22 protein-coding genes are annotated in these 22,516 nt (G+C 31.2%); 18 read left to right on the forward strand and 4 right to left on the reverse strand.

Translation table 11 applies throughout. The features are described 5' to 3' along the window. From SVN78_00565 to scpA, 4 genes are all read right to left on the reverse strand, one after another. Nucleotides 1–1,997: efflux RND transporter permease subunit (locus SVN78_00565; protein MDY6820097.1), on the reverse strand; the 1,997-nt coding region annotated here is incomplete at its 3' end. A 17-nt stretch (nt 1,998–2,014) separates the two neighbouring features. Beyond that, nucleotides 2,015–3,148: an efflux RND transporter periplasmic adaptor subunit gene (locus SVN78_00570; protein MDY6820098.1), complete on the reverse strand. Its 1,134-nt coding sequence runs from the start codon at nt 3,146–3,148 to the stop codon at nt 2,015–2,017. A 146-nt stretch (nt 3,149–3,294) separates the two neighbouring features. Continuing rightward, nucleotides 3,295–4,266 carry a methylmalonyl Co-A mutase-associated GTPase MeaB gene (gene meaB / locus SVN78_00575; protein ID MDY6820099.1) on the reverse strand — a complete coding sequence of 324 codons (972 nt, stop codon included), beginning with the start codon at nt 4,264–4,266 and terminating at the stop codon, nt 3,295–3,297. Continuing rightward, nucleotides 4,259–6,427, reverse strand: coding sequence for a methylmalonyl-CoA mutase (gene scpA, locus SVN78_00580; protein MDY6820100.1), 2,169 nt, complete (start codon nt 6,425–6,427; stop codon nt 4,259–4,261). The genes meaB and scpA overlap by 8 nt, the downstream gene beginning before the upstream one ends. 88 nt (nt 6,428–6,515) lie before the next feature. Here scpA and SVN78_00585 point away from each other — a divergent pair, with 88 nt between their 5' ends. The 18 genes from SVN78_00585 to SVN78_00670 are packed head-to-tail and all read left to right on the forward strand — an operon-like array spanning nt 6,516 to nt 22,459. Further along, nucleotides 6,516–7,061 carry an isochorismatase family protein gene (locus SVN78_00585; protein MDY6820101.1) on the forward strand — a complete coding sequence of 182 codons (546 nt, stop codon included), beginning with the start codon at nt 6,516–6,518 and terminating at the stop codon, nt 7,059–7,061. A 9-nt stretch (nt 7,062–7,070) separates the two neighbouring features. Beyond that, nucleotides 7,071–9,071, forward strand: a complete 2,001-nt coding sequence (locus tag SVN78_00590) for a methyl-accepting chemotaxis protein (protein MDY6820102.1) — start codon at nt 7,071–7,073, stop codon at nt 9,069–9,071. Nucleotides 9,072–9,083: 12 nt separating this feature from the next. Beyond that, entirely contained in the window at nt 9,084–9,596 is a 513-nt protein-coding gene (locus SVN78_00595; GenBank protein MDY6820103.1) for a hypothetical protein, read from the forward strand. Then, a complete protein-coding gene (gene rph, locus SVN78_00600) occupies nt 9,586–10,299 on the forward strand; it encodes a ribonuclease PH (protein ID MDY6820104.1) in 714 nt (237 codons plus the stop codon). The genes SVN78_00595 and rph overlap by 11 nt, the downstream gene beginning before the upstream one ends. Beyond that, nucleotides 10,296–10,907 carry an RdgB/HAM1 family non-canonical purine NTP pyrophosphatase gene (gene rdgB / locus SVN78_00605; GenBank protein MDY6820105.1) on the forward strand — a complete coding sequence of 204 codons (612 nt, stop codon included), beginning with the start codon at nt 10,296–10,298 and terminating at the stop codon, nt 10,905–10,907. The genes rph and rdgB overlap by 4 nt, the downstream gene beginning before the upstream one ends. Further along, nucleotides 10,900–11,427 (forward strand): shikimate kinase, encoded by a 528-nt coding sequence (locus SVN78_00610; protein MDY6820106.1) that lies wholly within the window; start codon nt 10,900–10,902, stop codon nt 11,425–11,427. Before rdgB ends, SVN78_00610 begins: the two co-directional genes overlap by 8 nt. Beyond that, entirely contained in the window at nt 11,405–12,454 is a 1,050-nt protein-coding gene (gene aroB, locus SVN78_00615; protein ID MDY6820107.1) for a 3-dehydroquinate synthase, read from the forward strand. The genes SVN78_00610 and aroB overlap by 23 nt, the downstream gene beginning before the upstream one ends. Continuing rightward, nucleotides 12,447–13,289 carry a hypothetical protein gene (locus SVN78_00620; protein MDY6820108.1) on the forward strand — a complete coding sequence of 281 codons (843 nt, stop codon included), beginning with the start codon at nt 12,447–12,449 and terminating at the stop codon, nt 13,287–13,289. The genes aroB and SVN78_00620 overlap by 8 nt, the downstream gene beginning before the upstream one ends. Then, nucleotides 13,286–13,714, forward strand: coding sequence for a type II 3-dehydroquinate dehydratase (gene aroQ / locus SVN78_00625; protein ID MDY6820109.1), 429 nt, complete (start codon nt 13,286–13,288; stop codon nt 13,712–13,714). The genes SVN78_00620 and aroQ overlap by 4 nt, the downstream gene beginning before the upstream one ends. Before the next feature lie 53 nt (nt 13,715–13,767). After that, complete coding sequence (gene efp, locus SVN78_00630) at nt 13,768–14,334, forward strand: elongation factor P (protein MDY6820110.1); 567 nt, start codon at nt 13,768–13,770, stop codon at nt 14,332–14,334. Between the two features lie 8 nt (nt 14,335–14,342). Further along, nucleotides 14,343–14,819 carry an acetyl-CoA carboxylase biotin carboxyl carrier protein gene (gene accB / locus SVN78_00635; protein MDY6820111.1) on the forward strand — a complete coding sequence of 159 codons (477 nt, stop codon included), beginning with the start codon at nt 14,343–14,345 and terminating at the stop codon, nt 14,817–14,819. A 9-nt stretch (nt 14,820–14,828) separates the two neighbouring features. Further along, entirely contained in the window at nt 14,829–16,163 is a 1,335-nt protein-coding gene (accC, locus tag SVN78_00640; protein MDY6820112.1) for an acetyl-CoA carboxylase biotin carboxylase subunit, read from the forward strand. A 2-nt stretch (nt 16,164–16,165) separates the two neighbouring features. After that, nucleotides 16,166–17,749 carry a tetratricopeptide repeat protein gene (locus tag SVN78_00645; protein ID MDY6820113.1) on the forward strand — a complete coding sequence of 528 codons (1,584 nt, stop codon included), beginning with the start codon at nt 16,166–16,168 and terminating at the stop codon, nt 17,747–17,749. Next, nucleotides 17,715–18,341 carry a hypothetical protein gene (locus SVN78_00650; GenBank protein ID MDY6820114.1) on the forward strand — a complete coding sequence of 209 codons (627 nt, stop codon included), beginning with the start codon at nt 17,715–17,717 and terminating at the stop codon, nt 18,339–18,341. Before SVN78_00645 ends, SVN78_00650 begins: the two co-directional genes overlap by 35 nt. A 2-nt stretch (nt 18,342–18,343) precedes the next feature. After that, nucleotides 18,344–19,162, forward strand: coding sequence for a 4-(cytidine 5'-diphospho)-2-C-methyl-D-erythritol kinase (ispE, locus tag SVN78_00655; protein MDY6820115.1), 819 nt, complete (start codon nt 18,344–18,346; stop codon nt 19,160–19,162). A 12-nt stretch (nt 19,163–19,174) separates the two neighbouring features. Next, a complete protein-coding gene (locus SVN78_00660) occupies nt 19,175–20,143 on the forward strand; it encodes a ribose-phosphate pyrophosphokinase (GenBank protein ID MDY6820116.1) in 969 nt (322 codons plus the stop codon). Nucleotides 20,144–20,148: 5 nt separating this feature from the next. Beyond that, complete coding sequence (gene pth / locus SVN78_00665) at nt 20,149–20,727, forward strand: aminoacyl-tRNA hydrolase (GenBank protein ID MDY6820117.1); 579 nt, start codon at nt 20,149–20,151, stop codon at nt 20,725–20,727. Further along, nucleotides 20,714–22,459, forward strand: a complete 1,746-nt coding sequence (locus SVN78_00670) for a hypothetical protein (protein MDY6820118.1) — start codon at nt 20,714–20,716, stop codon at nt 22,457–22,459. Before pth ends, SVN78_00670 begins: the two co-directional genes overlap by 14 nt. Nucleotides 22,460–22,516 lie beyond the last annotated feature (57 nt).

Below are 22,516 nucleotides of genomic sequence, written 5' to 3' on the forward strand. Positions count from 1 at the left end.
ATTGGTGGTGGCATGAAAGGGAATATGTTTGCACTTAGGATTGGTTTGTATTTATTATTAGCCTTATATATTATTGATTTTATATGTTGATCAGAGCTTTTTCTTTCGTCCCATGGCTCTAAAGAGGCTATAGCAAAACCAACATTTTCTGCTTGGCCGCTGAGCAAGCTAAAGCCACTAACTGCTAAAACATCATCTACTCCTTTTATATTTAGTAATATATTTGTGACATTATCTAGTACCATTTGTGTTCTCTCAAGTGATGCACCTTCAGGTAATTTAACATCATTAAAAAAACCACCCCTGTCCTCTTCAGGAAGAAAGCTTGATGGTATAATTTCTGTGAGGTACCACGTGCTCAATAAGACAGATATAAAAATAAAGGCAGGGACAGCAATGCGCCTGAGAAGCCATGCAACCCATTTTCCATATAATCTTCTAGAGAAATCCATATATCTGTTAAACCACCCAAAGGGTCCCTTTGTAGTTAGTTTAGTTTTTCTTAAAAATATAGAACAGAGAGCAGGGCTTAAGGTTAACGAATTTATTGCTGAAATTACAACAGATACGCAGATTGTAACCCCAAACTGTTTATATAGTTGACCAACTATGCCTGGCATAAATGCAATGGGGACAAAAACTGCAAGTAAAACGAGTGTTGTTGCAACAATCGGACCAGTTACTTGGTCCATTGCTTTTATGCTGGCAGCTTTTGGGTCCAAACCTTCTTCAATTAGTCTATGCACATTTTCAACAACAACTATTGCATCATCAACAACTAATCCAATTGCCAAAATCAATGCAAATAAAACTACTGTGTTAGCTGAAAAACCGAGGGCTAAAAGGAATGCAAATGTGCCAATAATAGATACTGGTATAGCAGCAGTAGGTATAAGGGTTGCACGCCAATCTTGTAAAAATATAAATATTACTAAGACAACAAGTAAAAAGGTAAAAAATAGAGTAAACACAATTTCACTAATAGCTTCTCTTACGTAGTCTGTTGTATCATAGATTATTTCGTACTCTATATCCCCTGGCATTATCTCTTTTAGATCTTTTAATTGGGCTCTTACTTCATTCATTGTAAGAACAGCATTTGCCTCACTAGATCTGTATACTGCCATACCTACTGTGGGCTGCCCATTCTTAAAAGCTATTGGGCTGTATTCTTTGCTGTCCAATTCTATTCTTGCTATATCCTTAAGCCTTACAAGACCACCTTGCTCATTTGATCTAACTACAATATCCTCAAATTCCTCTGCTTCAGTGAGTCTCCCTTTTGCTCTTAGAACATATTGAACTTCTTGTCCTGGAACAGCGGGTACAGTTCCCATATAACCGATTGTTGCTTGCAAATTTTGGGATTGAATTGCATCTATTACTTCATCCTCACTTAGGTTGAGTGCTCTTAATTTATCTGGTTTAAGCCAGATTCTCATACTATAATCAAATTCTCCAAATATAAAAACATCATTAACCCCAGCAATTCTAACTAAACTGTCTTTAACAGTTCTTGTTAAATAGTTTGTCATAAATACTCTATCGTATGTATTATTTGGAGAAACAAATGTAATAACACCTAGCATGTCAGTTGAACGCCTTCTTACATCAATACCCTGATCAAGCACCTCTTGTGGCAGCTGGGGTTCGGCAAGTTGAACCCTATTTTGTACATTTACTTGGTTTATATCAGGATTTGTACCAATTTCAAATGTAACAGTTAGCTCATAACTGCCATTGTTAGAGCTTGATGATTCCATATATAACATATTCTCAACACCATTTACTTCTTGTTCGATAGGTGCTGCAACTGTATCCCTAACAACTTCGGCATTTGCTCCTGGGTATACAGTAGAGACTCTAACAACTGGTGGTGTTATTTGTGGGAACTCAGCTACAGGTATATTGAAAATAGCGATAATTCCAGCCATGGTAATAATTACTGATATGACTGTTGCTAATCTAGGTCTTTCAATGAATATTTTAGAAAACATTTAATAATCCTTGTAGACTAAATTTTTTTATTATCATCGGTTATAACATTAACAGGATCGCCTGGCTTTACTTTAAGTATCCCTTCAACAATAACTCTATCACCCTCTTCTAAGCCCTTTTCAACAATCCACTTATCTTCTATTGTTTTACCTGTTTCGATTCTTCTTATTTCAACAACATTTTTTTCGTTTACAACAAGGACAAAAGAGCCTTCATTGTCAATCTGAACAGCTCTTTGGGGGACAAGTGGTTTGTATTCTGGTTTCGATAGTTTTATAAATACATTAACATACTCCCCTGGAACAAGTAGGTGGTCTGGGTTATTATATTTTGTCCAAATAGCGATTGTTCCAGTTCTTGGATCTACCTTGTTGTCAACAAAATCAATAATGCCTTTATAGGGATATTTTGTGCCATCTGAAAATGCTATCTCAGGGGATAAGATTTTTTTAGAGTCTTTTGACTCCATATCCTTTAAGGCATTTCTTATTATTGATATATTATTTTCGCTGATCGAGAATACTACCCTAATGGGATCCATTTGTTTTAATTCAGCAAGTGGTTCTGAGCTTGGTCCAACAAGGTTACCTTTGGTATATGTGGTTTTTCCAATCCTACCTGTTATAGGGGCATAAATTGTAGTATAACCGTAATTGATTGATGCAGTATCTAGGTTTGCTTTTGCTTGTTCAAGCCTGCCAGCAGCTAAATCTCTATTTGCTATAGCATCATCTATATCAGTTTGTGGCACACTTTCTGGCCTTGCACTTTTAAGTCTCTTAAGCTTTGTCTCTGCCTTGAAAAGCTCTGCCTTTGCTTGTTTTACCTCTGCTTTTGCTGCATCCAATCTAGCTTTGTATGGCGGTTGCTCAATTATATAGAGTAGACTCCCTTTTTTTATAAAATCACCCTCTTTAAAATTAACCTTTTCTATATAACCTTCTACACGTGCCATTATTTCTACTGATTCTATAGATTCGACGTGACCCACCTCTTTTTCAGGTGGGTTAACATCTTGCATTTTTATCTTGTAAACCTTTACTGGGATTTTAGGGGTATTTTCATCATCTTCGGCATATATATTTCCAATGAATATAAAAAGCAATACAATAAATGTTGTAAAAAATCTGGTTGTTTTTAAAATATTCATAAAATTCTCCTAATCCTAAACTAAATATAATTCTAATTTAGAAAGAATTATATTCTTATAACATAGAAAAATAAAAAGTCAAATAATTATTTTAAATAAATATTTAATTTTAAATAAAAAAATATTTAAACAAAAAAAAGAAAAACCTATTTAATGAAGGAAGAAAAAAGTATTTCGGCAGCCTTGCTTGGGGTTAATTCCCCATTTAGAATCATTTCTCTATACTTATTATACATTTCTTTAATAACTTTATTGTTGAAAAAAAACATCTTTAGTTTTGATTCAATTAGATCATCAAACCATTTTATGTTCTGCAATTTTCTGTTTTTTGAAAAAAGATTTTCTTCTTTTAGAAAGGATATAAATTCATTACTCTTAGCAAGTAGCGAATCTATGCCTTTATTTTCTAGTGCATCTATCAATAAGATAGGAACACTCCAATTGCTATACTTAGATTTTGTGATTGATAGGGCAAACTCTAAGTATTTTTTTGAATTTTTAGCCTTTGTTATATTATTACCTGAAACCTTATTTATGGCTATAATATCAGCAATTTCAATAATACCTTTTTTTATCCCTTGTAAGTCATCGCCTGCATTAGGCAATTGCAACAAAATTATTATATCAACCATATTTGCTATATTAATCTCAGATTGCCCCGTGCCCACAGTTTCAATAATGACTCTGTTATAACCTGCTGCTTCGCACAAGAATATTGCCTCCCTTGTGTTGTAGGTGACGCCCCCAAGAGATGTTGAGCTTGGAGAGGGTCTTATATACACATTGTCTAGTTTAGACAGCTCTTCCATCCTTGTTTTGTCGCCAAGTATACTACCCCCTGAGATATGGGAGGAGGGATCAACTGCAAGTACAGCAATTTTATCACCTTTTTTTGCAAGCATAGAACCAAACCTGTCAATAAAAGTGCTTTTACCAACACCGGGTGGTCCTGTTATACCATATCTTACTGAATTACCTGTATATTTGTATATTTTAGATATTATCTTATCTGCATATTTTCTGTGATCTTCCCTTTTACTTTCTATTAAAGTAATTGCTTTTGATAATGCCCTAAGGTCACCTTTTAATATTAAATCAATCAAAGATGATTCATTCATTAGAGGCATAGTGCCTCTTTTTGCATAGATTTTCTATTATTTCTTCAGCTGCATCTAATATTGGTGCTCCTGGACCAAATATTGATATAACACCTATCTTTTTTAGATAATCATAATCTTTTTTTGGAATAATGCCGCCCATGACGATTAATATGTCCTCTTTAAAATCTTTAATATTAAATTTTTTGAGCTCTTCAATTAACGAATTAGCGATTTCTTTATGTGCACCTGCTAATGTTGAAACACCTATAACATGCACATCATTTTCAATAGCCATCTTAGCAATTTCTTTTGGTGTTGAAAAAAGTGGTGCCATGTCAACATCAAAGCCTAAGTCAGAGAACGCCGATGCAATTACTTTTGCTCCTCTATCATGTCCGTCTTGACCTATTTTTGCAACTAATATACGGGGTCTTCTGCCTTCCTCTTTTGCAAAATTGTCAACATCTTTTTTAATATTCATGAAGCATTCATCATCTTTAAAAATACTGCTAAACTGTCCATTTTGTATTCTAATTTGTGCGGTATATCTTCCAAATACCTTTTCTAGGGTACTACTAATTTCACCTAAGGTTGCCCTCTCCCTTGCTGCATCTATTGCTGCCTCTAGAAGATTGTGGCCCTCTTTTGCTGCTATTTCAAGCCTTTCTAATGATTTTGTTAATTTTTTTCCATCCCTTTTTTCTTTTACTTTTTTTATCCTTTCAATTTGGGCATTTAACACCTTTTTGTTATCTATTTCTAATATCTCTACATCCTCATCAGAGCCTGTCTTATATTTATTAATACCTACAATTATCTCTTCTCCTTTCTCTATTAAGGCTTGTCTCTTTGCGGCAGCTTCTTCAATCTTCATTTTCGGCAATCCTTCCTCTATCGCTTTAGTCATACCACCCAATTCTTCTATCTCATCAATAAGTATATTGGCTTGTTTGTATATTTCATTTGTTAAATATTCTATAAAATAAGAGCCTCCTAGAGGGTCAATCTCTTTACATATATTTGTTTCTTCCTGTAGAATTAACTGAGTGTTCCTTGCAATACTTGCTGAAAATTCAGTAGGTAAGCTTAGTGCCTCATCAAAGGAGTTGGTATGTAATGATTGGGTACCCCCTAAGACTCCAGCCAATGCCTCAATAGTTGTTCTTATTATATTATTGTATGGATCTACTGCTGTTAATGACCAACCAGAAGTTTGACAGTGTGTTCGTAACATCATCGATTTTTCATTTTTTGGTTCATAATAGCTCATTTTATCAGCCCACAGCAAACGGGCAGCTCTTAATTTTGCTATTTCAAAGAAAAAGTTCATTCCAATACCAAAGAAGAAAGAGAGTCTAGGAGCAAACTCATCAATACTTAAACCCCTATTTAAGGCATATCTAACGTATTCCATACCGTCAGCTATAGTATAAGCTAACTCAATAATGGGATCACCACCTGCCTCTTGTATATGATATCCGCTAATTGATATTGAGTTAAATCTAGGCATATTTTTTGCGGTATATTCAATAATATCGCCAACTATTCTCATTGAATCTTTGGGAGGATAGATATAGGTGTTTCTAACCATAAATTCCTTAAGGATATCATTTTGAATAGTTCCAGAGAGTTTATCCTGTGTAACCCCACTTTCTTCAGCAGCTACTATGAAAAAAGCTAATATAGGTGTTACTGCACCATTCATTGTCATTGAAACAGATATTTTATCTAAAGGTATATCCCTAAATAGAATTTTCATATCCTCAACACTGTCTATTGCTACACCTGCTTTGCCTACATCTAACAGGCTTCTTGGATGGTCTGAGTCGTACCCCCTATGTGTTGGCAGATCAAAGGCAACAGACAGGCCTTGTTGACCAGAGTTTAAGCATTTCTTATAGAATTCATTTGTTTCCTCTACAGATCCAAACCCAGCATATTGTCTTATTGTCCAAGGTCTATTTGTATACATAGTTGCATAAACACCTCTAATAAATGGTGGAAAACCAGGTAAACTATCTATATATTTTAATTTTTCTAGATCCGCTTTTGTATATAGAGGCTTAACATCCACTTTTTCATAAAAATTACTATAGGTTGAATCAAGAGGGCGATTCTTTAACTCTTTTTCCGCCTTTTTTTTCCATTCTCCCAATGATACTTCTTTAAATTTACTCATAGACTACCCTTCATTTTTGTTTTCATTGATATTGATTAACTATATATTATAATATAATATTAAAATTATCAAGATTTAAGGGGTTATTATGGATTTTCTTAAAGGTGATACGCTGTTTCTATTAATTGATTTTCAAGAAAAATTAGCCAATGTAATGGATTGTGATGAGATTGTAAAAGTTAGAAAAAATGCGGAAATCTTTTTAAAGGCAGCTAATATAACCAGTTTACCTGTTATATATACACAACAATATACAAAAGGTCTTGGGCAAACGGTAGAAGAGTTAAGAGTGCTCCTTAAAGGAGAACCTATCGAGAAAACAGCCTTTTCATGTTATAGAGAAAAAAAGTTTGTTAATGCTTTAAATAAAAGCTGTAGAAGACATATTGTAATAAGTGGCATGGAGGCGCATATTTGTGTTTTACAAACTGCCCTTGACCTAATATATAATAGTTTTTTAGTTACTATTATAAGTGATGCGGTTATATCAAGAAATTTAAAAAATCGTGAAAGGGCTTTAAATTTTCTGTCCCTTAAAGGAGCAAATATTTTGCCCCTTGAGTCTTTGTTATTTATATTAGTTGGGGATGCAAAGGATGCTTCATTTAAAGATATCTCAAAATTAATAAAATAGGAGCTGTAAATGAAAAAAATACCACTATTTAGAAGGCTAAGTATTCAAACAATAGGTATAACTATTTTGGCTACTATTGTATTCTTGTTCGTATTGGTACTTATAAATATTGAGATAGGAACTAATTTAGCCTTAAAAGTCAATAAAGATGAATATAAGGAACTTTATGAGGAAATAAATACTAGTATTAAAGCATATTTTGATGATAGAGTAGGGGTTATCAGTCTTATTGCAAAAAGTAAAGAATTTATTGATTTTTTAGAAGATCCTGAAGATGTAGATAAGGCGACTATAGCTTTTAATAATATACATAGATTTAGCAATATCTTTAATGATATAATCGAACTTTCTATAATCTATATGGCTGATAATCCAGTTAAGACATATACAGACAATAAGACTATTGCTGTTTCTAAAGGGGATATAATCTTATCAAATATTGAAAAAAATATTGGGAGTGAATTTCCGCACAGGGAGGTTATGAACAGGGATTTTAAAAGTGATAGCTACTATATAAGCCAAGCTGAATATAATAAAGAGCTTGATGCTTTTTTGATTGATGTGCTTTTACCTGTTAAAGCATTTAAAGGCAGGGCATTAGTCTCAATAACAATAAGCCTTAGTGATTACGTAAAATCCCATATTTCAACTATAGGTGTAGGGGATACTGGCAGAGTTTTATTGTTAGATTCAAATAGGAATATTATCTATAATAAAGGAAATAAAGGAGATAATGGGTTTTTAGAGCTACCAGTTGAGCCAGAAGAGATATTTAAAAAGATTGATAATAGTAATTATGATTTTATCTATGACGTTAAAGGTGAAGGTAAATACAGGTTTTTAATATTCCCTTTAGTGCTTAAGAATAGTCAAGCTACCTATTACTTTGTCGGATATCAGGATTTAGCTGAGATTACAATGTTATCTAAGAGTTTTACACAAAATACTATTATTATGTCTTTGATATTTTTGTTTGTACTTGCAACCTTATTGTATTTCATATTTCAAAAGATTTTTAATAAAAGAATTTGGGATCTTATTAATAAATTTAGGGATATCTCAGAGTCACGTGAAGCTGATTTAACAAAGAAATTAACTATAGAGAGAAATGATGAGCTTAGCTTAATTGCTAAATATTTTAATGATTTTATAGACACAATAAGAGAAATAATAGGCTCAACAAGAGAAAATATGATTGATGTTAGCTCTGCATATAATCAACTCTCTTCTTCTATGGAGCAAGTTGCTAGAACAACATCTGAACAATCAGGGCAGATTTCAGAGGTTGCCTCTGCTATGGAGGAGTTGTCTGCATCTTCATTTGAGGTTAGTGAGACAGCTGTAAACACTAAAGAAAAAGTAGAGAGTGCAAGGGATAAAACATATGAGGGTAGAAAGTTATTGCAAAAGGTAGTAGAGACAATAAATATTATAAATGAGAATACAGAAAACCTTTCAAGAACTGTTAAAAATCTTCTAAGTAGCTCTATGCATATAGGTAACATACTCAATGTAATTAACGATATAGCAGATCAAACTAATCTACTTGCACTTAATGCTGCAATTGAGGCAGCTAGGGCAGGGGAAGCAGGTCGTGGTTTTGCTGTTGTAGCTGAAGAGGTTAGGAAGCTAGCTGAGAGAACTACTTCTTCAACCAAAGAGATAGCCAATATTATTAAATCCTTACAAGCAGAATCTGAAAAAGCTGATGAAAATATGTTAAGGGCAAAAGAGAGTGTTGATGAGGGCGTTAAAGCAGTAGATGACACAAATAAGATATTTATGGATATTGTAAGTGTGAATGATGCTGTTTTTGATGCTTCAAGCCAGATTGAGTCTTCAATTAAGGAGCAGGCAGCAACTGTTAGCAGAACAAATGACAATGTACAGGTAATAGCTTCAGGTATTGAAGAATCTAGTAGGGCAATAACAGAGGTGACAAACACAATAGCAGATTTACAAAGGAAGGTGGAAGAACTTAAGGTTATTGTTGAAAAATTTAAAGTATAAAATAACTAAATTATGACAATATATAAAAATATGCTGATTTTAATTATCAGCATATTTTTGTTTTTTTTATTTTTCTACTTTTTCTCTAACATAAACATTGCGGAATATTATTTTTTAGATAATAAAGGAGAGGCAAATGTTGTAAAGATTGGTCTCATAAAGAAATCATCTAACGAGGAGATAACATTAAAAAAAGTTTTAAATAACTATCTTTCTTTAGCTAGAAAGGATAGTTTTAATAGTGAACTGCTAAGTAATTTCACAATAAAGGATGTTAATATTCAAAATAATGCATGTATTATCCATTTAGAGTTGAAATTAGATAGAAAAGTGAATTTAACCTCTTTTAGTGAGAGTAGAAGCTTGATTTTACTCCTTAAAACTGCTAAAAGCTTTTTAAAAAATGTTAAATATTTTAAAATTATTGGATTAGAGAAGGTTTATAAACATATTGATACAAGCTATCCAATGATGTTAGTAGGGGATAATATTAAGATAGTGGTAGGAGTTATAAATGAGGATTGATGGCAGGTCAAATGATGATTTAAGAACAATTAGGGTCATAGAAGGTTTTATAAAATATCCAAAAGGATCAGTACTTATAGAGCAAGGAGACACAAAGGTTTTATGCTCTGCTACAATTAACGATGGGGTACCACCCTTTTTAAATGAAGAGGAGACAGGTTGGCTAACAGCTGAATATGCAATGTTGCCAGCCTCAACAGATATTAGAAATACAAGAGAATCTGTAAAAGGTAAGCTTTCTGGAAGAACACAAGAGATTTCAAGGTTGATTGGAAGATCCTTAAGGGCATCAATTGACTTAACAAAGATCAAAGGTAAAACTATTTTAATAGATTGTGATGTATTACAAGCTGACGGGGGCACAAGGACAGCCTCTATTACAGGCAGTTTTATAGCACTAAATTTAGCTATTAAATCAATAATAGAAAAAAAAATAATAGATGAAGATCCAATAAAGTTTTTAATTGCTGCTGTTAGTGTTGGTATATATAATAATGAGGTTCTCTTAGATTTAAATTTTAAAGAAGATCAGTGTGTTAGTGCTGATTTGAATCTTGTTGCTAACGAAAATAGCGATATTATTGAAATACAAGTAACTGCAGAGAAAGCCCCCTTTAGCAAAGAAATGTTAGATAGTATGTTGGATGTTGGATTTAAAGGGATAGCTTCGATATTAGAGCTAGAAAGGAGCATACTAAAGTGATAAAAAAACTATATCTAGCTACACGTAATGAAAATAAACTGAGGGAATTTAGAGAACTTCTAGGGGATACTATATCTGTAAATTCTGTTTATGAGGTAGCAGATAAAAGTATTGCTGTTAAAGAAGAGGGTTTGACGTTAATAGATAATGCAAAAGCTAAGGCAGAAGCCTTTTCTTCATTAATAGACGGGTTTGTAATAGCTGATGATTCAGGAATTTTTGTTGATATATTAAATGGAAGACCAGGTGTATATTCTGCTAGATATGCAGGAGAAAAGGCAAATGATAATGATAATATTACAAAGCTTTTAACAGAGCTTGATGGAATACCTGCCCAAAAAAGGACAGCTTATTTTGAGTGTGTTATTGCATTGGCAAAAAATGGAAAAACTATTAAAACATTTAATGGGATTATTAGAGGATATATTGGAGATAAAAAGAAAGGTGATTTTGGTTTTGGGTATGACCCAATTTTTTATATAGATAATAAAAGCTTTGCGGAATTGCCACCTAATGTAAAGAATAGTATATCTCATAGATATAAAGCAGCCGTTAAATTAAAAAAATTTTTAGAAGAATACAATAATAATGAATACAATAATGAATAATATATATCTTATTGGTTTTATGGGTGTTGGAAAAACTGCAGTGGGGAAGGTGCTTGCTGATAAACTAGGTTGGACATTTTTGGATATTGATGAGGTGATTGTTGATTATAAAAAATGTTCAATTGAAGAGATTTTTATTAAATACGGTGAGGATACGTTCAGAAAGATTGAGTCAAAGGTTTTAAAAAAATTGTCAAAAAAAACTGAACAAGTTGTCTCAACAGGTGGTGGTATTGTTGTTAATAAATATAATATTGAATATATGAAGGAGAGCGGTTTTGTTGTAACCCTAATAGCTAGGCCAGAGGTTATATATAATAGGATTTATAATGATGAGGCAAGGCCTCTGCTAAAAAATTTCTCTGGTGATGCCAAATTAGATGAGATTAAAAGGCTTTTATATATTAGAGCAGGATTGTATACAAAAGGTGATTATATAATTGATACATCAGACTTGACAGTCTCTGATGTGGCAGAAGAAATAAAAGAGGCTTTTTTTGAGAGAAAGCATAAAAGTTAATTTACAGAGACCTAGCGAGAGTTATGAAATATATATAGGCAGGGATATACTTATGCCTTTTTTAAAAAAGGATGCAGTATATATTGTTGACGCCAACGTGTTTAATAATTATAGAAAAATATTCTCACATATAGATATAGCTAATATTTTCATATTGTATGCAAATGAAGAGAGTAAAACTATAGATTCTACTCTTAGAATTATAGATTTTCTTTTAGAGAAAAGGATAGAGAGGAAAGGGACTATCTATGCAGTTGGAGGGGGTATAACCGGTGATGTAGCAGCTTTTGCAGCATCTATCTATTTAAGAGGTGTTCCCTTTATTCAAATTGCAACTACCCTTTTATCTATGGTTGACAGCTCCGTTGGTGGCAAGACAGGTGTTAACTATAAAAATATAAAAAATATTATAGGTACTTTTTATCAGCCAAAAAAGGTGATTATAGATACTCAATTTATTGACTCTTTAAGTGATGATGAATACCTGAATGGTTTGGCAGAAATTATAAAAATGGCTTTTCTATTTGATAGGGAATTAGTTAATATAATTACCAAAAAGGCAAATTATATTTTGAAAAGAGATAAAAGGGTGTTAGAGGATATTATAAAAAAGACAGTTTGCCATAAGGTTAATATAGTAGAAAGGGATGAGAAAGAGAGTAATTTAAGGCAGATACTAAATTTTGGCCATACCTTGGGGCATGCAATAGAAGTTGATTCAAACTATTCTATAAAACATGGTTTTGCTGTCGCTATAGGGATGATTTTGGAGTGCAGATATGGTTATAATATAGGTGTTGTTGATAATGGGGTGTTATCTACTTTAGAAGATATATTAAGGCTTTACGATTTTCAAACAAAATATAAATTTAGTAGCATAGAAAAATTTAAATATGCTTTAGAGAGAGATAAAAAAACAAAAGAGGGTTTTTTAACCCTTTCACTACCTGCAAGGGTTGGTTGCGGGAAGATAATTGAAGGTATAAAAGTTGAGGATTTATTAAAGATTACCAATAATAATGGATAAGGTAAAAAACAAATATCTAAGGGATATTGATTATTTTTCTAAAAAAGTTGAGCTAGAGCCAGATTCTAAATATTATTTTCCCTTGGCTTTTGCTTATATGAATTTGTCAAAATATGATAGTGTTATTGATGTTTGCGAAAAGGGCTTAGAAAGGCACCCCACATACATGCCCCTTGCAACACTTTTGGGTGAAGCCTTTCTTAAGAAGGGGATGTTTGAGGAGGCAAGAGTGGTATTAGAAAGTGTTAAAGAGAAAGATCCAAACAATTTTAAAGCGTTAAAACTCCTTGGTTATATATATTTAGAAAAAGATGATGCTGATAAGGCTTATGAAAATTTTAAAAAAGCCTATGAACTAGCCCCAGAAAGTGAGGAATTAAGAACAATATTAGCTGATTTCGAAAAAAAAGAGCAGGTAGATGAAAATGCTCTAAGTAGTGAGAATCAAGATAAAGAGACTAGTGGTGTTGACAATGACATTGATGGCCTACTTGATGATATATTTAAAAATATTGATAATAATATGGAACAAAAAGAGTCAAATGATGGTGAAGAATCTAAGAATAGTAGTGACGTAGAGGCTAGTAAATTGCAGGACAGTGTTAATGATATTAATAACTTACTTATAAAAAGCAAAAATGTTGATGAGGCGTTAGAAGGCAATGATAAGGATGATTTTTTAATAAATGATGAGGAGATAGCAAATATATTAAATGAAGATAGCGAAAATATGGAAAAAGATGAGGATGTTGATACTAGAGATAAGACTCTAGAATCCCTTAACAAATTGCTAGATAATATTGCCTCTATTAAGAGGGAAAGAGGTATCCTTTGAGATTATTGATTATTAATGGTCCTAATATTAATCTTTTAGGCAGTAGAGAAATAAACATCTATGGAGAGCTAAACTACAATTCATTAAAGAATACCTTAAAGGATTATGCAGCAAAACGGAATATTGAACTAGATATTTACCAATCGAACTATGAGGGTGAAATAGTAGAAAAGATCCAAAAAGCAAATACTTTTGATGGAATTATCATCAATGCAGGGGCTTATACTCACACTAGTATAGCTATACGGGATGCTCTACTTGCAATCAACAAACCCTTTGTTGAGATTCATATTAGCAATGTCTTTAAGAGAGAAAGTTTTAGGCAGCGATCTTTTTTGTCTGATATAGCAGTTGGTATAATATGTGGTTTTGGGTTGAAATCTTATATTTTAGCTATAAAATATTTTGAGCTTGAAGAAATATAGATTGTGTGATATTGTCCATATCCACTATCTATTTTAATGTGGAGGATATATAGATGATTACACCTAACCAGTTTAAGAAGGGTATGAAGATTGAGGTAAAAGGGGAGCCTTACATATTAATTGATTTTCAACATATAAAGATGGGCAGAGGTGGAGCAACAGTTAGAACAAAATTAAAAAGCTTGTTAACAAATAATGTAATTGAAAAGACTTTTAGATCAAATGAAAAAATAGATGTACCAAATTTTGAGGAAAAAGAATTACACTACTTATATAATGACGGGGATTTTTTCTATTTTATGGATAATGAAAGTTTTGAACAATTTAGGGTATCAAAGGAAGTAATAGGTGATAGTGCTCTTTTTCTAGTAGAAAACATTGATGTTACGATTCAGTTTTATAATGGTGAACCTATTGGGGTTATCCTTCCTAATTTTATTGATGTTGAGGTTGTCAAAACTGAGCCTGGTCTAAAGGGAGATACTGTAAGTGGAGGAACAAAACCTGCGAAGATTGCATCGGGAGCTACAATACAAGTCCCTCTTTTTATAAATGAAGGGGATATTATAAAAGTTGATACGAGAAGTGGAGATTATGTTGAACGAGTTAAAATTTCATGAGGTGATCTATGGATATAGAAGAGTTGAAGTCTTTGATTGAATTTGTAAATAAATTAGAATTAGATGAATTTGAACTTGAAAACGGTGATATCCGAATATATATGTCAAAAAATAAATTTATAAATACTACTTCTTTTGATAAAGGTGTTGTAGCAGAAAAAATAGTAGAGAAAGAAGATTCTTCTAAAAAGTTAGAGGAAAAAACATCTGCTGAAGAAAAAAAAGAAAAAGAGGATGAAGAAGGTTATACCATTATCTCCCCTATAATTGGGACTTTTTATGAAGCACCAGCCCCGGGGGCAAAACCTTTTGTTAAGGTGGGTGATATTGTTAGAAAAGGCCAAACTTTGTGTATTATAGAGGCAATGAAAATAATGAATGAATTAGAGGCTGAATTTGATTGTAAAATATTGAAAAGATTAGTTAAAAACGGTGAAGCCGTTGAATTTGGGCAGCCCTTATTTATTGTAGAGCCCCTTACTTAGGTGAAATTTATGTTTAATAAAATTCTAATAGCAAACCGCGGTGAGATAGCCTTAAGGATTATTAGGGCTTGTAAAGAGCTTGGAATAGCAACGGTAGCTGTTCATTCACAGGTTGATAATGAATCATTACATGTGGCATTTGCTGATGAGGCAATATGTATTGGGCCATATAGTGCCTCAGAGAGTTATCTAAATATTAAAAATATAATCTCAGCAGCTGAGGTAGCAGGGGCTGATGCAATACATCCTGGATATGGTTTCTTAGCAGAAAATGCTAATTTCGCAAGGATATGCAATGAGTGCAATATTAGATTCATTGGGCCAAAGGTTGAGCATATAGATACAATGGGCAATAAATCAAAAGCAAAAGAAGTTATGGAGAAATTAGGTGTACCTGTTGTCCCTGGAAGCAAAAGTGCTGTTAGGAATTTGGAAGAAGGATTGGCAGTAGCAAATGATACAGGATACCCTGTGATGATTAAAGCCTCTGCTGGTGGTGGTGGGAAAGGGATGAGGGTTGTATATGATAAGGATGGGTTTACCAAGGCTTTTAATATGTCAAAATATGAAGCTAAAAAATCCTTTGGGGATGATAGTGTATATATAGAAAAATATATTGAGAATCCAAGACATATTGAGGTGCAAATATTTGGTGATAACTATGGTAATGTGGTACATTTTTTCGAGAGAGAATGCTCAATCCAGAGGAGACATCAAAAGGTTTTAGAAGAAGCGCCAAGTCCTTTTGTAGATGATAAACTAAGAGAAAGCATGGGGGAAGCATCTGTAAAAGCAATGAAGAGCTTAGGCTACCAAAACTGTGGTACAATAGAGTATCTAGTTGATAAAAATAAAAATTTCTATTTTATGGAGATGAATACAAGAATTCAAGTTGAACACCCAGTAACAGAAATGATTACCTCAGTTGACCTATTAAAGTTGCAGATTATGGCTGCCGCAGGCGAAAGATTGCCTTATAACCAAGAGGATCTCAAAATAAATGGTCATGCCATAGAGGTAAGGATAAACGCAGAGGATCCTAAAACATTTAGACCGTCTCCAGGTAAGATTACTGGCTATTACGCACCTGGTGGTTTTGGTGTTAGGGTGGACTCTACCTGTTATCAAGATTATATTGTTTTGCCCTATTATGATTCACTTATTGCTAAACTTATTACCTTTGACAATACTAGGAGAGATGCAATTAGTAAGATGAAAAGGTCCTTAGATGAGTTTATTATTGAAGGGATTGATACAACAATACCACTACATAAAAGGATAATTGTTGATAAAAATTTTTGCGATGGCAATTTCAGTACTAGTTATTTAGATCAGCTCGTATAATAATGAGATATATATTAATTTTTTTATTAATCATAACAGGTTGTTTATATAAAGGTGTTGGTTATTCAGAGAGTGAAAGTCAATATTCAGACTATCTTAAGGCTTCTTATCTATATAATTCTGGTGATTTAGATAAGGCTCTAATATATTTTAAGAAATTAGATAAAAGTAGTGATAGCGCTCATATAAAAGGGCTTATAGCAAACATATATATAAATCAAGGTAGATTTACAGCTGCAAAAAATATCTTGTTAGAGGGTATTAAAAAACATAAAGATCCAGATCTGTATTTTAAATTAGGTATTTTATATGGTAAAATCTATGATAATTGCAATGAGGCGCTATCTTATTTAGAAAAAGCTATTTCTTTAAAGAAAGATGCCAAATACTTATTAGCTACAGCTGAGTGTTATGAAAATATAGGCGAATATGTGAAAGCCCTTGATGTATATGATAGCCTATTAAAAAAGAATGAAAACCCACTCTTTCACTATAGAAAGGGTATTATCTATACAAAGCTTAATATGTTTGAACAGGCAAAAAAAGAATATATGAAAGCTATAGAAGTGGGAGACCATTTAAAATCATATTTAAATCTTTCAGAGATCTATATAATACAGAAAAATTACGATGAAGCGATAGGCTTATTAAAAAAAGTTATTGATGATTTTGGTGATATATTAGTAGCTAAAAAGAGATTAGCTGAAATATATAGTGAAACTGGTGAAAATAAAAAGGCACTTGAGCTGTTTACATCAATAATAGACAAGCTTGATGATGAAAATAAAGCCAAGATACTCAAAGAAATAGGTTTTTTATATTTAAATAATAATAAATATGATAAGGCCTATGAATATTTCAAAAAGGTATTGGAGATTCAACCTAGTGATTATCAAACCCTATATTTTATCGCTTTTATAAGTGAGCTTAATAAAAACTACAAAAGGGCAGAAGAATATTACCTAAAGGCATTAGAGATTAGAAAGGATTTTGCCTTTGCAAAAAAAAGATTGGCTGTAACATATATAAATGAAGGAAAGTTTGAAGAAGCAGAGGATATGCTAGAGAGTATAGATAATGCAAGCATTGATGTTGATTACTATCTAATTAAATCACTTCTTTATAAAAAGATGGACAAGATAGATAATGCTTTGGATATACTTTTAAAAGCCAAAAAAGAATACCCAGCTAGCTTAGAAGTGCTATTTGAGCTGGCAAGTATATATGAGATGCAAAAAGAATATGATAAATGCGAAAATATTTTAAAAGAAGCTCTTGCTTTAGAGCCTGAAAACCCAATATTTTTGAATTTTCTAGGTTATCTTTATGCAGAGCTTGGTAAAAATTTAGATGAGGCCTATAAGCTTATAAATAAAGCTTTAGAAAAAGATCCAGATAACCCTGCCTATATTGATAGCCTTGCATGGGTTTTATACAAGCAGAAAAGATATAAGGAGGCATATAAACTACAAAAAAAGGCTTTAAGGAGTAATCCTAGTGAAGAGGAATTTGTAAAGCACATGAATTCAATACTCAAGGCAATGGGCAGTGATGAAACAATTGATGAGATTATTAACGAAAAATAGCTATATAATCTTTATTACACTACTTATTTCATGTTATCATAATAATACATCCTTCCTGAAAAGAGATTATAATAATTTAGATAATAGCGGAATAAGACCAAAGGTATTATCCTTAAATAAACCTATATGTAGTTATAGAAAAAAGGCAAAGGTTATATTGAAAAATAATGTGGTTAATGAAGAGTTCAATGCTATCATCGTAAATAATTGCAGAAATATAACACTTAATATCTTAGGGCTCTTTAATAGGACTGCCATGACTATTAAGGTTGTAGATGATAGGATATTTGTTGAAGGGGATAAAGATCTAGAAAAGGCTTTGGGCACACTTATTGATGATAAACATATAAGAGAGATTGTAAAGATATTCACAATTCCAATGTTGTTGCCAGATGAAAGTTATAGATTAATAAATTTGGGTGATAATTATCTTTTTAGTAAAAATAATGAGAAAATTTATGTTAATAATAACTATCTAATTTACATGATAGAATTAGATGAAGGCTACATTCATTATAATTATAATAACAACATCTTAGATAGAATAGTTTATAAAAATAATGAAATATTTTTAACCGTTGATTTTATATAGTTATGTATAAAGCTTTTAGTTATGCTAAGATTAATCTATTTTTGCATATTTTATCAAAAAGAGATGATGGTTATCACAATATAAATTCACTTTTTACAAGGGTTTCGCTTTGTGATTATATATCTGTAGAAAAAGCAGATGCCTTTATAATAAAATCAAATATAAAATCATTAGAAGATAAAAATAATTTAATATATAAAGTATATGCTAAATTAAAAAAAATTTATTCTATCCCCCCGATAGAGGTTAATTTGTATAAAAATATACCCCTTGGTAGTGGGTTGGGTGGAGGCAGTAGTAATGCTGCAGTTTTTTTAAATATTTTAGATCTGTGGTTTGATCTAGGCTTAACTATAAATGATAAGAAGGAAATATTAAGTGATATCAGTAGCGATGCTATATATTTTTTATATAAGGGTTCAAGGATAATCTCTGGCAAGGGTGAGAATGTCTCTAGAAATATCTTGTTACCTAAGTTTAATATACTGCTTATAAAACCACCCTTTGATATCTCTACAAGGGATATATATAATAGTGGGCTTATTCAATATAGTAATAATAAAGAATTTAAAATAAATTACTATTTAGATTTAATAGGTTTAATGTATAATGATTTGGAAAGACCTATATTTGATAGATACCCATTATTAAAAAATTTAAAGGATATGTTAATAAATTGTGGAGCTGACAATGCGTTAGTTACTGGGAGTGGTTCTTGTGTTTACGGAATTTTTTCCTCTAAATATTATTTAAATAGGGGGTATAGATTAATGAAAAACAAATTTAGAGAGTGCAATTTTTATAGATTAATAAATATTTAAAAGGGGTTGTCTATGTCAGTTAATATGGAATTTTTAATATTTAGCGGAAATTCAAATCTAACATTGTCTAGAAGTATTGTCCAAATTTTAGGTTTAAGACTTGGTGATGCCACAGTTGGCAAATTTAGTGATGGTGAGATCTATGCTAAAATAAATGAATCAGTAAGGGGTCGTGATGTTTTTCTTATTCAATCAACAAATAATCCAGCAGAGGCCCATCTAATGGAAATGATGATTATGATAGATGCCTTAAGAAGGGCATCGGCTAATTCAATCACAGGTGTTATGCCTTATTTTGGATATGCCAGGCAAGATAGAACAGTAGAGCCTAGAATGGCAATTAGTGCAAAATTAGTTGCAAACTTATTAACCAAGGCAGGATTAGACAGGCTATTAACTATGGATTTACACGCAGGTCAAATTCAAGGTTTTTTTGATATACCCGTTGATAACCTATATGCCACACCAATTATAACTGAGTATTTGATCTCTAAGAAAAAATGTGGGAGTAATTATGTTGTTTTATCCCCTGATTCAGGGGGGGTGACAAGGGCTAGAGCATATGCAAAAAAATTGAATACTACGCTTGCTATTATTGACAAAAGAAGGACAGGGCCTAATACTGCAAGAGCAATGAATGTTATTGGGGATGTTAAAGATAAAAATATAATAATTATTGATGATATTGTTGATACTGCTGGTACATTAGCTGAAGCAGCAAGCGCTGTAAAAAGGCAAGGTGCTAAGTCTGTTATAGCTGCAGCCACTCATGGGGTTTTAAGTGGTCCTTCTATTGAGAGGATATTAAATAGTGATATTGAAGAATTAGTAATTACTAATACGATAGAGGCCTCAAAAGAGAAATTGCAGATTCCTAAGATTGTTGTATTGCCAATAGATAAAATATGTGCAGAGGCCATAATTAGGCTTCATAAAAAAGAGAGTATAACCTCGTTATTTTATGATAGTGATAATGATTAATTCCAATGGATTATTTCATAACCGGTTTAGGTAACAAGGGTGAAAAATATAGATATACTAGACATAATATTGGAAGGCTTGTATTAGAGCTATTATTGAAAGAATTAAAGATATATCGCCTATCTAGAGAACATTTTTTTTATACATATTTATTTGGGCATAAAATATATTTGTATATACCAGATTGTTATATGAATGAGAGCGGGGTTTACATTAAGAGAGTGTTCTCTCATTTAGATGTATCAGTAGATAATATGTTAGTTATTCATGATGATAAGGATATACCTTTTGGCTATATTAAGTTTATTAAAAATGGTTCTTCAGGTGGACATAGGGGTGTGCAATCAGTTATAGATAACATTGGAAATAATTTTATTAGACTAAAATGTGGTATTGCATCCCGGCATATTTATGATACAGCTGATTTTGTTTTAAGTAGTTTTACACAAGAGGAAAGAAATGATCTTAAATCTTATTTAGAATTTATTATAAAGGCAACCTTTTCATTTATAAAAGATGGTTTATCAAAGAGTATGAGCATTTATAATAAAAAATATTTTAAAGACTTTCATGGAAATAGCTAGTATAGAGCTAGAATATGCGCTTTATATTTCAATATCAATTTTATTAATTATTCTTATATATTACTTTTCATTAAAAGAGTTATATCGTTTTGACACCTTTAGTGCGGTTGCTAGGTTAACAAAAAACAATATAGAGTATTTTTCGAAACCTTTATATTTAGTATTAATATTTATAACAATAGTATCCTTTATTATCTTAATTATTATTTTAAAATTTAATATAAATATCATTCTTTCTTTTACGATAGGGGTCTTTACAACTCTTTTTATTCCACTGTTTAGCCAAAGGACAATGTATTGTTATCTACTAAGGACAATTTATGGCAGTAATAATTATCCAAAGGCCTACCTTACACCAATCTTTCTTACTTTGTCATATATATTAATAGCACCATCTGTAATTTTTCTGTTGTGTTTTTATCTGTTTAAACAGGAAAAAGCTAATTCTTTAGAATATTTTTTATATGGCTCTCTATTTGTTAGTTTTTTATTTATTATAGGTAGTGCTCTATTTTGTTGCTTCCTTGCAAAGTATATAAAAAAAAATATTTCATTTAAGCTAAATATAGAATTTACTAAGAAGTTAATTTACAGTTCTTATGGAGTACTTTTAGAGTTTTTTTCCTCTTTTACTGTAATTTTAGCGTGTGCAACTATTTTGGGTATTTTTGTTCCCACAAGAAATATAATAAATTTGAGTAATATTGAAAATATAGATATTACCACTTTCTTCCCCATTGGTATAGTAATTATTATGGCTGTGTTTTATGTAATATATGTGTTACTTTTTTCTATTGGAAGAAAAGTTTATCATAATGATATAATTCATTTTTATTTAATATGTTTACCTTTGTTTCTCCTTGCTTCTATATTATTTATATTACTTAATTATATTAGTATAAAAATATTTATACCTATTTTATGTGGTGCTTTATTTAATTTTTTATTATATATTTATTATAAATTTTATTTTAAAGATAAAAATATAGATTTTTTTTATATTATTACTTTATTTTCTTTTTTTATTGGTATAGCCCTTTATTTTAGCGGATTATACGGCTTTATAATATTTGGCACTGTCTTTGCCCTTTTTAATTTAGTGTTTATTATGAAGTATTTTCTAATAACGATTGATGAATGCCTTAATAGCGGATCTTATTTATTACCAAGTGACAATCTTTATAGATTTTATACTAAAGAAGAAAGATATAATACTTTAACAATATTAAGATTGTTACTACTTTTACAGGGTTTAATGGCAAATCTGTCAATACTTTTTTTGATTCAATCTAAATATAATTTATCTTTAATAATCGGTAATATGTTATTTATTCCAATTTTATTTTTAATATTAGCTCTAATCTTTTTATTATTTAATGTAGATTATAATAGAGTGCTAAAACCTAAAAATGTTGATCATCTAGATTTGCAAAAACACAATGCTAGCCTATTATTTCAAAAGTATGTAGAGCTTGTTAGTAAAAAAATAATTTTAATTCTATTTTTAATTCTATTAATAAGCGCAATTATTGTGTTTCTTACTGTTTTTTTTATGACTTTGACAGCTTTTGTAATATATTTTATTATAACTATTATTGGTTTTTTCTTTGCAATATTTTCCAAAAAAGAGATAATTTATATTGTTACATCTAATAATATATCTAGGGTTTTATTAATTTTAAGTTTTATTATGTATCAAATTATATTTACTATAGGCAAGACATTAAACTAGATATAATTTCATATATTGAAAATTTAAAATATTTATATTATAGTAATTACTCTAAAA

The organism is Deferribacterota bacterium (assembly GCA_034189185.1).
Classification (GTDB): Bacteria; Chrysiogenota; Deferribacteres; order Deferribacterales; family UBA228; genus UBA228.